8 protein-coding genes are annotated in these 11,714 nt (G+C 47.9%); 3 read left to right on the top strand and 5 right to left on the bottom strand.

What is annotated here, in order from left to right; translation table 11 throughout:
* On the bottom strand, positions 1 to 255 hold a 255-nt coding region (locus MJZ25_03515), incomplete at its 3' end, for a hypothetical protein (protein MCQ2123230.1).
* A gap of 191 nt (positions 256 to 446) precedes the next feature.
* Positions 447 to 1,325 (bottom strand): hypothetical protein, encoded by an 879-nt coding sequence (locus MJZ25_03510; protein ID MCQ2123229.1) that lies wholly within the window; start codon positions 1,323 to 1,325, stop codon positions 447 to 449.
* Between the two features lie 138 nt (positions 1,326 to 1,463).
* Here MJZ25_03510 and MJZ25_03505 point away from each other — a divergent pair, with 138 nt between their 5' ends.
* Positions 1,464 to 2,174 carry a hypothetical protein gene (locus MJZ25_03505; GenBank protein ID MCQ2123228.1) on the top strand — a complete coding sequence of 237 codons (711 nt, stop codon included), beginning with the start codon at positions 1,464 to 1,466 and terminating at the stop codon, positions 2,172 to 2,174.
* Here MJZ25_03505 and MJZ25_03500 read toward each other — a convergent pair whose 3' ends face one another.
* Positions 2,175 to 7,181, bottom strand: a complete 5,007-nt coding sequence (locus MJZ25_03500; protein ID MCQ2123227.1) for an InlB B-repeat-containing protein — start codon at positions 7,179 to 7,181, stop codon at positions 2,175 to 2,177. It abuts the gene before it with no gap.
* Positions 7,182 to 7,639: 458 nt separating this feature from the next.
* Here MJZ25_03500 and MJZ25_03495 point away from each other — a divergent pair, with 458 nt between their 5' ends.
* Both MJZ25_03495 and MJZ25_03490 read left to right on the top strand, forming a co-directional pair.
* Positions 7,640 to 8,605 (top strand): Rpn family recombination-promoting nuclease/putative transposase, encoded by a 966-nt coding sequence (locus MJZ25_03495; GenBank protein MCQ2123226.1) that lies wholly within the window; start codon positions 7,640 to 7,642, stop codon positions 8,603 to 8,605.
* A 99-nt stretch (positions 8,606 to 8,704) separates the two neighbouring features.
* Positions 8,705 to 8,926, top strand: coding sequence for a hypothetical protein (locus MJZ25_03490; protein MCQ2123225.1), 222 nt, complete (start codon positions 8,705 to 8,707; stop codon positions 8,924 to 8,926).
* A 333-nt stretch (positions 8,927 to 9,259) separates the two neighbouring features.
* On the opposite strand, the gene MJZ25_03485 is transcribed toward MJZ25_03490, so the two are convergent.
* Together MJZ25_03485 and MJZ25_03480 are read right to left on the bottom strand one after the other, a co-directional pair.
* Positions 9,260 to 9,886, bottom strand: coding sequence for a hypothetical protein (locus MJZ25_03485; GenBank protein MCQ2123224.1), 627 nt, complete (start codon positions 9,884 to 9,886; stop codon positions 9,260 to 9,262).
* 29 nt (positions 9,887 to 9,915) lie between these two features.
* Entirely contained in the window at positions 9,916 to 11,322 is a 1,407-nt protein-coding gene (locus MJZ25_03480) for an AAA family ATPase (protein MCQ2123223.1), read from the bottom strand.
* Between the last annotated feature and the right edge of the window lie 392 nt (positions 11,323 to 11,714).

Below are 11,714 nucleotides of genomic sequence, written 5' to 3'. Positions count from 1 at the left end.
TGCCAAGGTCGGGGTCGAGGGTCCGAGTCCCTTTTCCCGCTCTAAAATGAAAAAGACATCCGAAAGGATGTCTTTTTTTATTTTATAGTCTGAAAACAAGCATTCAGGAGATAATTTTCCGAAAACCCCGTTTTTTACGGGAAACCAGGTCGCAGAGAAAGGCGTTTTCCCGTAAAATATTAGTTTGTCAGCAACGACCCCACCCGATTTCGCCAATATTTGGGTTTGATCCGGGTAATTTTTCAACTTTTCCAACCCAACGCCAAGCTTTTTCCACCCGAAACCATACATTTAAGGCCCAGAATTCAGCATTCCGGGCCTAAAGTCATTATGTTGTTTGAAATTTTACGGGAATTTGGCGCAGTTTACCATGCTTTTTCCCGTAAAATTGCCACTTTTCCCAATTTTATCTCCTGGAGTGAGCAACACCCTCCCTATTGCAAGCATTACTCCCCAAATTCATTGGAGGAGAGGCCCAGAATATTGAAGCTGCCTGTCGTACCTGCTTTGCCCTGAACCTTAAAATGCAAGGAAACAAGCTTATCAGCAAACTCTGATCCATTATGACGATCGCCTGCGCCATACGAAAAGTTTCTCCATCTAAAGCATTTCGTTGTAGGAGACTCAGATTTCGGCAAAATCACGGAACGTCTTTCATAATTCATTTCCGCATCAACATCACCTAAGCCCATTTCAAGATCCATAGGATCGTCAGATGTATAGGCTACGCAAATGCCATTCCACTTGGAGGCGTCCACCGGGGCGGCTGAATCATCGTCTTCATCTTCATAGCCACCCACATAGAAAAACGTTGCGACATAGGGATTACCCTCGAGATACTGTCCTCTCTTCAGATTGTAGATTCCGCACAGACCGCCACAGTACTCGACAACAGGATCCTTGGAAAAAGAATCATCACCTTTGCCAAGTTCAACAGGCCATTCAAGAGTAGATTCTCCACCATCGTCGTCATCCCGATACTCCCACCACAAACCGGAAGTATTTGTACCGACGTCGAGGCCGGTTTCAATTCGGCTTCCGTCTTCGGCACCCACCCAATGCATAAGCTTACCAGTCAGGGCTGCCAGGGCGGAATCCAAGGCAGCCGAAGACCCGCTTTCTACAGAAGAACTGGACACTTCGGGCAACGTGCCCGTGTCGCTACTAGAAGACAATGCGTCGCTGTTAGAAGACAATACGTTGCTGCTAGAAGAAACATCGCCACCGTTGCCACCGGTTGCATCCGGCGAAGTCGAAGTCTCACCACAAGCAAGAAGCAATGCAGGCACAACGACCGCAGCTACCTTAGAAATTTTTCCGAACATAAAACCTCCTAACGAATTTGAAAAGCGAGCCTTAAGAACAAGGCTACCCCTAATATACTCAATTTAAGTCCACCAAGCTAGTTTCTTTTTACATACAACGGCAGTGTCGACACCCCTAGGAAAGCTATATTTGCCTCCATGAGAAAGATTTTGCCCACATTCGCCGCAGCACCTGCAGCTATAGTCTCTGCAGCACTCACTGCAATCGTTGCTCTGGCACCGCAGCCCACCCAGGCCATGGAATTGCGCGGCCACATCGGAGTTCTCGCCCCGACAAACACCACCTTACAGAAGAACGTGAGCGGCGTCGCCGAAGAAAAGGAATACGACACCGACCTTTCTGTCGAAGTGAACGTTGAGCTCCTCTTTGCGACAAAGTTCGCCCCGTTCCAGTTCGGTGCAGGCGTGGGCTACCTGGGCAAGGAAAAGACGGACAAGCTAACGCTGGCCCCCAGCAGTTTGCCGGTATGGGCATCCATCGTACTGAAATCGCCCCGCGAATTCATGGAGATCACACCCTTCATCGAAGCACGCGCCGGCTGGCCCCTCCCCCTCACAACCGAAGGTGCCTGGTGGGAAAAGCCCCTGAACTTTTTGACGAAATTCACCATCGGCGCAGCCTTCCCCGGAAACGTGGGCGTCACATTTGACTACACCTACACTTCCTTTACCAAGAGCTACGAATACAAGAATCTCACCTACAAGACTTCTGCACGTCATTTCGGCGCAAGCGTTTTCGTGAACTTTGACATTGTCCACGAACAGCCCTACACCCCGAACACCGAAGTCCACGAGGACATCAGCGACGCCCCGGAAGAACCAGCAACTGTAGCAGCTCCCGAAAACTAATTATCTCTTAATTCCCGTTCTGATGGTACGCCATTCCTTGTGGCCATCGGAGAATACGAAGTGAATTTTCCAGATGTACACGCCGGTGCCTGCCAGGCGGCCGTCGTCGGTGTACTGGTCCCATTCGATGAAACTTACCTGGGTGGCGTTGTCGGCGTTGGCGTCCTCGAACTTGGAGCGGCCACTAAACTGGGCGATGAAATTACCCATGTTATCGAAGATGGTCACGTAAGCCTTATAAGATTTCTTGGTTTCCACCTTGATGCGGGCGCGGTTGCCAGCCTTCACTACCGGCGGGTGGGCCTTTACGATGTAGAGGTACACTTCGCCTTCTTCGCCGGTGACGGTAACACCGCCGATACCCGGGGCGTTGCCGGCCTTGTCGAAGGTGGAGGCGTCCGGATTCGTAGTGAGGGTGTCTCCCACATGGATATCCACGGAACGGGCCAGCACCAAGGTCCACACCTTGCGAGACTTGTCGGCGGAAGCCTTGCCGAACTTGACGAAACCTGACTTGGCAGCGGAACCCGCGGCGGAACCAGCAACAAGTTCAAATGTCTTTGCGGCGATGCTGTCCTCGGCTTCGGACATGGTCACCACCAAGGTATCCGGCGGAAGCACTGCATCCACATCCATGTAGTCTTCGTCGCTCAACTTACCCGGATGCTTTACGGCAGAAACCGCCACGGCACCCACACGGTCCTTCAAAGAGATCTTCTGAGCTGCGCTAGCAGTTTTTCTAGAAACAGCCAGATAGCCCTTACCAGCGCCCTTCTTATCCACAGCATCTTCAGTCACGCCGTAATCAAAGGCAGCCTTCAGGGGCGCCTCGATCCAGCGACCATCTGCGGAAACCACGATCTCAGAAGCATCTACCCCGCGGCCCTTACCAGAACCCCAAACCACGGTATCAATGGCGAAGTCTTCGCGGCGGACATCCCTTACGAAATGCACGCGCACAAAGTCAGCACGGCCATCCTGATCCTGGTCCAGGATTTCTGCGGAATCCGCCGGGATAAAGTCGTAGTAGACCACCAGGGAATCGCGACTTTCCAGTTCCGACTTGTCGCCATCCACCTGGGCATAAATCACGACACGGTTGGATTCCGCATCCAGATCCATGGCGGCATCCAGCAGGGTGTCCTTCTGGTCCGCAGCATTCACCACGAACTTAAAGGAACCCTCACCAACAAACTCGCTGGAATACACATCGGTTTCCACAGCGCTCACCCACACCGTATCGCCGGCATCGGTAAACAGGGCGACCATAATGGTATCGGCCTTGTACAGCGTGGGACTCACGGCAGTCACACGGAAACCAAATTCCGCGTTCATGGTCTCCACGGAATCCAGGGCGGCGGAGCTTTCAACATCCGAGGCATTACCTGCGGCACCACCAACTTGAACAAACTTATATTCATTCTTCACCACGTCTTCAAAGCCCACAGCAGTGCGAGTTTCCCCGCCATAAACCGGGTCCACGAATCTTGCCACAACAGAATCCTTGGCGGCACAGTCCAGCACCCCGTCGCCACGAACAGCAGCGCCTTCTCGCTTAGCAATTGCGGCCGACTCATACTTACCGCCATCCACATGGGCCGCAGTCACAGATTCCTCATCGCCAGACACGGCGCAAGCTACCACCACATTCAGCGACGGGATAGGATCCACCACATCGTCGGCAAAGTTCTGGGTATTCACAACCACTTTGAACTTATCTGTAGCGCGCACAACATCGCCCGAACCCGACGCGACAACGATAGATACAGAATCTTCGGTATCCTTTTCACGCCACTTGGGTTCTACCCACTCTATAGAATCGGCGGCAAACTTGCCCGCAAAATTCACGCCCACCTTGATTTCGTAATCATCACCATTGAAGATCTTATCAGTAGGATCGAAGCAAAGAACGTAGCTCTGCTGACCTTCGCGCCAAACCGTATCGTAGCTAGCAGCCACCGTATCGCCACCGATAGATACTACGAACCTGGAACTATCGATATACCAAATAGTGCCGTCTTGGCCATCAACCCCCACGCTCACATCGGCGCACAACCTAGGCAAATCTGATTCATCCAGAGAATTGATCTTTAGCGTGGGCACTATGGTGGTATCATCCGTAAAGTTCATACGGATACTGCACTTTCCGTCATTCATCAGTGCGTAATAATCGTAGTTCCAAGCATACTGAACGGAGCATCCGCCCTCCAGTACATCCCACGAATCCGGCATATACCCCAAATAAGGCACGGCCATGTAAGGAATATATGCTCCGACCGGTAAGGTTTTGTACATACGATAAAGTTCGTACTCACCGATATAACCACCATCTCCAGCAACAATTTCCAAAGGATACGAAGGAACAAGTTCGGCCCTAACAGAAACCTCATGATCGCAATAATACGAATTACTTTCGTTATGAGATATCGTGAAATAAGAGCCACTCGCGCTTGCAGGAATGAAAGTGGTAATCGTATCCCAATGCGTCACGCCAATCCAATAAATCGGAATCGAGTCAAAGCTCCCCTTATCAAAATAGTTGACCGTAAATTCCCGAAAGCGGGGTAATCTTGTATAAAAGTCAACTCTATACCATTTCTCATCCGAGGGTTCAAGCATAAAACGGATTGATCCGTCGTAAAAGCCTTGATGATTTTTCACATAATCGTACTTTACAAATTCTTCTGTAACCTTGTAGGCCGGATCCGGAGCGTAATGGGCATAAAGAGTGCATTCCCCATTGGCAGTAATAGAAGTCGTCATCCCATAATCTTCGCTAATGGAGCAGTTTTCCCTCCCCGACTTGATTACCCAATAAGCAAATACAAAGCCGTCCTTTTCAACAGCAGTCACAGGAACGGACACACCCTCGTCAAGAGCTTTTTTTTCTTCGGCGAAAACACCCTCTAAATTAGAGGAGAAGGTCACCTCGTGCTGTTTTACGATAAAAGGCTGAATAGAGCAATCACCATTCACCACCATCGTGGTTTTCATGACCGTTGAGTCGGCAATCTTGCAATTTTCTTTAGGCGAAACAACCCAATGGTCAAACCTAAAACCACTATTTACATATCCGTCAACATCTACGGTAGAGCCCGAATCATACGTGGCGGAGCCTCCTCGCACACAACCACCAACAGCACAGGAACGAGTAACCCTGGCCTGCTTAACAAATTTTGCCGTTACAGTGCAGCTCGCATTCACCGTAACCGAGGTAGCGTTTGAAGAGGGGTCTGCAATCGGGCATTTCGTGTCATGCGAACTTACCCATTTGTCAAATCGATAGCCACTGCTAGCCGTTGCCGCGATTTTCGCCGACAACGAGGCCAAAACGGAGTTGTCACCATGCGGAGCCACAGTTCCTCCACCAGCACCAGCAGAAACTGTAAGGGTTTCAACTTTCAACATTACAGCATCGACATGGCAATTTCCGTTTACAAGAATTTCCGTAGTTGCTGCAGTCGTATCAGAGATTGAACAATTTTCTGCGCCTTTCTCAAAGCGCCATCTATAAAAACGAAAACCTGAGTACGTTGGAGTTACCAGTGCAGCCTTGGTCCCGGCATCAACAAAAAACTCATTTCTCGCGGTTTCGTAATAGTATCCAACCGCATCCAGAGCAACATCAACTCTATAGTTTCTTATAAACATTGCTGTAATCTGGCAGGGGCCCTTGACGGTCACCTTGGTTGAAGCGGATGCGGTATTTGCAACCACGCAGTTCTTGGTATCGGAGACTGTCCACTTGTCAAAGCGGTAGCCAGTACTGGGCGTTGCCGTAATAGCGTTCGAGGAACCCACGTCATAAGTCACGTAATCCTTGGGCGACACGGTACCGCCGGTACCCGCCGAGACGCCAACCACCACGGTTTCCACGAAATTGGCATAAACCATACAATTCCCGTTCACAATCATCGTGGTGGAACTCGATTTAGAATCAGCGATCACACAGTTAGAACCAGAAACACTCCACTTGGTAAAACGATAACCGTAGTCCGCAGTCGCCGAAATGTTCACTTTCGAGCCAACTTCCGCATAACTTTGTTTTGCAGGAGAAACATTTCCTTGTCCTGAAGCAACCCTGACGTTGTAGTAAGGCAACGCTCTCACCTTGGTCTGGACAATACAGTCCCCATTTACAGTCAACGTAGTCGAGGGAGAACTTGGGTCGGCAATTTTACAATGGGCCGGATCAAAATCTATGTCCTCGTTGATTTTTTCTTCAATTCTTGATTCAAAATAACTACTCCCAGCAAGTTCCCATTTTTCAAAAGCATAGCCTTCCCTAAGTTCGTACTTGATATTTATAGAGGAACCTGGTTCAAGGGACGCCGTATATTCAAGAATGCATGAGCTGCCAATAAGCAAACAACTGCCACCGGGCAAGGTAGGTAGGGAACAGACTTTTTCGTTGGTAGCTACGCACCCTGTATACAAATCAGAGCCATAAGGACCCACTTTAACATCCACAAAAGGCTGGTGAACAAAGTTCGCCTTTATGGTGCAGTCACCCGAGACCCCAGATACGCGAGCCGTCAACTCTGTTGCGTTTTCAAGTTTACATTTATCGGCCCCCGAGGTAATTGTCCAATTGGAAAGCATGTAGCCCGTATTCGGTATCGCAGTAAACTTCCATGCGCCATTGTAATCTACAACCTTGGAAGTAACATCAGTCCTTCCGCCTGCGGAAGCTGTAACCGTAACGGTGTAGATCAACTTGAAGGTGGCTTTTACGGTGCAGTCTCCATTGACAGTAACCTTAGTGGTAGCTGACTTATTGTCTGCCAGTACGCAGTTGGCGCTGGGTGTAACAGACCAGTTGACAAAACGGCGCCCCGACTCGGGAGTTGCAGTAATGGTGACCGAGGTTCCCGCGGAAACGCTTTTGGACGTTGGCGACACAGAACCACCATTAGTCCCAGTGGTAACAGTAAGTGTGGCGCCCCAGCTCAAGGAGCAGAAAACGGCCAAAAATGCGAAAATTCGAACGATGACTCGTTTGAACATCAATATTCCCTTCCCTAATCGTTTGTTCTAAAAAAACACCGCGCCAAATTTAGCAAACTGGGAGGGTCGGCTCAAGTAAAAAAAGGGATGCAACCGTTAGGCTGCACCCCTCTTTTTTCTCAGGGAGTATAGAACCGGATATACACGACGCACTACGCCGTGGCAATAGACATAACCAAACATTTTGTGGTAGATAATAGGCACCGCCGAGCTTTGGCTGGTGCAGCAGGCACCCCCAAGGCACCTACAAAAACCTCCTATTATAACCCCTGGGCCCTAATGTAAAAAAAAGTTGATTACGAACAAAGGGTGAAAGGCAAAAAAAGCGGACAAATTATCTTTACAATTGTTTACAGGAGTTTACAATACAGTCTTACCCTTGAACCGCAGGGCTTTTTACAACATTTTTCGTTTTACTGGAGCCCGATTTCGCAAAAAAAGCGTGTATAGAGTAGACAGTGCCGTTCGCCGAAGTCGGCGAAACGTCCATTGCCCGCGAGCCGGCCGCGTTGCCGGAGAAAGAGCTAAACATGAACAAACGTAAACACGACGGATTCCTGAAATACGTCTACTCGAAGCCCGCGAACACGAAGGCGCTTTTCGAGATTGCGTCAAGGACAAACCGGAACCTGGCCGATATCCTCGCGGAAGTTGACCTGGACACATTGGAGGAAATCCCCGAGTCCTTCGACGAAGTTGGCGAGCGGGGCGAGGCGGATCTCGCCTTCAAGGTGAAGGCTCTTGACGGTAGCGAAATGCGCTTTGGTCTGCTGCTGGAGCACAAGTCGTCGCCCAGCAACGGGATCATGTCGCAAATCGGCAAGTATGCCATCAACGTGATGGTTGACAAGAGCAATTCCGAATACGGCTGGCTGCCAACAAAGGCGGTTGTCGTTTATAACGGAATCGCCCCTTGGGATCCGCTGGCGCAGTACAAGAACATCCATGCCATGTACAACGGACGCATTCCGCATTTCGAGTTCGCCTTCGTGAACCTGGCGGAAATTGACGATGACCTTTGTCTGGCCCACAGCAATGCGGAGGCGGCCATTGGCGCCATCACCATGAAGTACGCCTTCGATATGGTAAAGTACGAGTCGTTGTTGCCGGAAATCGAGAAGAAACTGCGGGCTCTGCCCAGCAGCGAAAGCGCTTGCCTTGTCAGCAAGATTGAGTTATATTTGAGGGAGTACATTAGCCCTGAGGCATTGGAGGTTCTGAAAATGGCATTCCAGAGTATTGGACAAAGGCTTGGCTTTGTGAGCGCCGGAGACGCATACCGCGCCCTTGAACGCAAGGTTCGCAGGATGGAGTCGGCAAGCAAGGCGAAAGATGCCAAACTGGCCGAGAAGGACAATGCCCTCGCCGAACAGGCTCGCAGGATTGCGGAACTTGAAGCAAAGCTGGCAGAAATGAGCAAATAACCACAGGGACCCCGCGGGGGTCCTTTTGTTTGCCTTGTCAGCAAGATTGAGTTATATTTGAGGGAGTACATTAGCCCTGAGGCATTGGAGGTTCTGAAAATGGCATTCCAGAGTATTGGACAAAGGCTTGGCTTTGTGAGCGCCGGAGACGCATACCGCGCCCTTGAACGCAAGGTTCGCAGGATGGAGTCGGCAAGCAAGGCGAAGGATGCCAAGCTGGCCGAGAAGGACAATGCCCTCGCCGAGAAGGACAATGCCCTCGCCGAACAGGCTCGCAGGATTGCGGAACTTGAAGCAAAGCTGGCAGAAATGAGCAAATAACCACAGGGACCCCGCGGGGTCCTTTTCTTATGGCGGCCCCGGGGCGGCGGCACAGCCTCTGCCCCGTCACGCTCTATGAAATGGGGCCGGTGGGCGGCATGGCCACTCCCCGCCCCTCATTTCACGGAGCCTCCCCGCCCCCACCACAGTCCATGAACGCAAAAAGGGGCGGAGAGTCTCCGCCCCAAGGGGTCAGATGAGGCTTCGCCACATCTGCCTGCGCTCGGTCATGCCAAGCTACGCACAAGTGCTAGCTTGTCGCGACACTCGCTGGGGTCACGATCGTTGGCCGGGATGCTGATGGAACAACGATTTTATAACATCAGTCGTTCATCACGTACTGTAACTTGGCACCTTTCGCAAAAAACTATATAAATCTTTCCTCGTTTTGAAATCCCTAGCAGACATAACCTCAACCTCGTCAAACCAATAGCCAGGATGTCGAAATCTTTTCACAGAATCACTAATTCGAGTAACATAATTTTTGGAATTTTTCCCGATTCCAGACATTTCTTCCTGAATAGCTTCGATTGTTTCAAGCGGGCTAAACCGAGGTTCTGCATCATTCAAAACAATCCAAAATTCCACACGACAATTATGTTCCTGTTCTGTCTTTTCTGATATAGTTTCTAAGAAAAAACGTTCAAAGACCTTATGCGTTTCTGCAATTTTCAACAAAAGGGATCCTGATATGTTCTTTTGATGCTCTTTGCAATGCGCACAGCCTTTACTTGTAGGATATTCATCCGAATCATTAAATCCTTTTTTGAATTCTACAAAGACTAAGCGCCGAGAATCGAAACAAACAGCATCCGCAGAAGTTGGTTTTCGAATTTTTTCGAAAAAAGAAGCAGATATATCATCAAAAGAATACATTCCTAACGAAGAATCATCCAATTGAATGAGATTGTCAGACACCTTGTGTAAGGGCTTTAAAAAATTTTGATACATCTCATCCATTTTCTTTGCAACGTCCCCCCGCAACAACATTACACGCTCCCATTCACGAATTCATTATACAATCTCTTTGCATTGGCAAAAGCATCCAAAAAATCTGCATACACATCATTGAGTACGTCATTCTTCTTTTCGTATTCTACAAGATTGTTTTCTTTTTTCTTTGCTTGATAAAAATTGCAAACATCCTTAATTTCATACTTACGAGAAAAGGCGTCCAAAGCTAGCATAAAATTGGAACTATGTGTTGTAAGAACCACCTTACATCCAACATTCTTTACAAGCATCACAACAACCTCAGCAAATTCATTTTGCCATTCTGGATGTAAATGAGCCTCGGGCTCATCCAAAAGAAGTAAAGTCTCTTCTGTAATATGGCCCGAATTAAGCAAAGTCTTTAAAATCGCAAAAGATTTAGAACCCGTAGCCAAATTACTTGCTTGAAGTTTCACTCCCTTATCAACATAAAGGTTATCCTCGCCGTCTATGCTGAAAGTTCCCGGGACTACTGAATTAATCTTTTCCTTAACAGATTTATATCGGCTTTCATTTAAGGTCTTCTCGAGATTATTTTTTATAGAAGAATGCAAGCAGAACTTCAAATCATTTTCATGTGTTAAAACACGTTCCTCATTGAACAGCAGCGAACCGTTAGCATTATACTTATGATTTCTACGATATGGAGGTTCATCAAAAGCGAACGGATTGTCCAGAAACCAAACTTCATCAAAAGGTCCCTTTTCAAACAATGTTTTAGGGCTTCGTGATACACGGTTTTTTAAAATGGTCAAATCAAAGTAAAGGCTTTCTTTGGCAGAAATTTTGATTTCTGATTCCACATCCGAATATGCTACTGGTTGTATCTGCCCACAAAATTCTGCGGCAAGTTTTGCATCAATAGCAGTCAAGACATAACTTCTCAAATCAAAATTTTGAATTTCATTCCAAAATTCTTTTAAAATATTGCAAGCAGCTTTTTTTTCTTGACTAAAATGTTTTTCAACATATTGAAGCAACATTTGATTCTCTGTTACGAATACCTTCATATTTGACAGAGACTCATCTTGTACATCAAAACTTTCCAAAGCGTTGATCAATTCCGGAAAAAATTCATCAACACGCTGATTGAATACAACGGTATCCAAACCTAACGAGAAAAATTGTTTTAAAACATCATTTTTGAAGGAGACTTGCATCCTTAGCGCAGCCTTAAATGTCATTGAAAATACATTTAGAGCCCTCAGCATCGCTTTTGTAGCGGTTTGAGCGGTATCATATCTAACCCGTTCATCAATATTTCTTACGGACTCAACCACCGAGTAAAGTGCTTTTCCTACAGTGGTCTTTCCGCTATTGTTGTGACCAACAATAACCGTTAAGCCCTCAATATCAATTGTGGAGTTTTCAATAATACCAATATTCTTCAAAGTTATCTGCATTCAAGACCTCTTCATCCAGGAAGATAGTAAATGCTGGTGTAATCATCACATAAATAACAGCATTTTTCGTCATTTTTTTCATTTTGCAAACAACTGTTGACAAAGTTCAAGTATCGGCAACCAACCTTTTTTGTTTGTTTTTCTCGTCAAAAAAAATAGACACAAAGGTATGCCAAAAATTGACATCATTCAAAGTTTTTTCTATCCGTCATGGGATCTCTTTTTTTATGGCGGCCCCGGGGCGACGGCACAGCATCAAAATCGGCACAAAAGTGCCGTTTTTCTTTCCGTGGGCCAACTTACTTAAGGTCGGCGGGCGGTCGCCGCCTTAAAAACGGACGGTCCAGCTCCCCCATCCCCTTAATTTGTACACGATTTACATCACATGTACA

It is taken from the genome of Fibrobacter sp. (genome assembly GCA_024399065.1).
In the GTDB taxonomy this organism is placed as follows: Bacteria; Fibrobacterota; Fibrobacteria; order Fibrobacterales; family Fibrobacteraceae; genus Fibrobacter.
Note: the sequence above shows the minus strand (reverse complement) of the source record. Positions and strands in the feature narration are given on the sequence as shown.

Bases quoted from the DNA above. Each gene is read 5' to 3' on its own strand.
- MJZ25_03500 (MCQ2123227.1), bottom strand. From the start codon at position 7,181: ATGTTCAAACGAGTCATCGTTCGAATTTTCGCATTTTTGGCCGTTTTC.
- MJZ25_03490 (MCQ2123225.1), top strand. From the start codon at position 8,705: ATGGCATTCCAGAGTATTGGACAAAGGCTTGGCTTTGTGAGCGCCGGA.
- MJZ25_03510 (MCQ2123229.1), bottom strand. From the start codon at position 1,325: ATGTTCGGAAAAATTTCTAAGGTAGCTGCGGTCGTTGTGCCTGCATTG.
- MJZ25_03485 (MCQ2123224.1), bottom strand. From the start codon at position 9,886: ATGGATGAGATGTATCAAAATTTTTTAAAGCCCTTACACAAGGTGTCT.
- MJZ25_03480 (MCQ2123223.1), bottom strand. From the start codon at position 11,322: ATGCAGATAACTTTGAAGAATATTGGTATTATTGAAAACTCCACAATT.
- MJZ25_03505 (MCQ2123228.1), top strand. From the start codon at position 1,464: ATGAGAAAGATTTTGCCCACATTCGCCGCAGCACCTGCAGCTATAGTC.